Source organism: Tenacibaculum larymnensis (assembly GCF_028829235.1).
In the GTDB taxonomy this organism is placed as follows: domain Bacteria; phylum Bacteroidota; class Bacteroidia; order Flavobacteriales; family Flavobacteriaceae; genus Polaribacter; species Polaribacter larymnensis.
On record NZ_JAIWJY010000040.1, the window covers coordinates 1 to 525 of the forward strand.

Annotated in this window: 1 protein-coding gene; it reads left to right on the top strand. The window is 38.9% G+C overall.

Translation table 11 applies throughout. The features are described from left to right. Positions 1 to 525: hypothetical protein (locus LCI24_RS16930; RefSeq protein WP_274641428.1), on the top strand; the 525-nt coding region annotated here is incomplete at both ends.

A 525-nucleotide genomic window follows, 5' to 3' on the forward strand; every position in this document is an offset into this window, starting at 1 on the left:
ACAGATACAGGAAGTTTAAGTATTACCGTTTCTCAAGGAACACCACCTTATACGATTAATATAACAGGAGCTGCTACGATAACACGAACAGGAGTTGGAACCACAGCAGAAAACTTTACAGGTTTAGGAGATGGTGGTTATAACATAACGATTGTAGATGCAGAGGGATGTGATTTCCAAACAACTGCAACGATTATAGTTCCAGAAGCCTTAACAGGAGGAGGAGCAACTACAACAGATTTAAGTTGTGCTCCATCAGGAGGGGTTAACTCAGGAAGTATAAGCTTCACAGATCCAACAGGAGGAACAGGTTCTTATGTTTACTTTTATAAATTAACAAGTAGTGCTACATTCTTAAGTAGTACGACTTCACCCGTTACAGGATTAGCAGCAGGAACTTATGATGTTCTTATAGAAGATACAAATGGATGTGGAGGGTATACAGACACAGTTACAATAGCAGATTTACCAACAGAGCCAACTTTAACAAGTTCAGTTGTTTATAATTGTGACGGTACAGGAAAT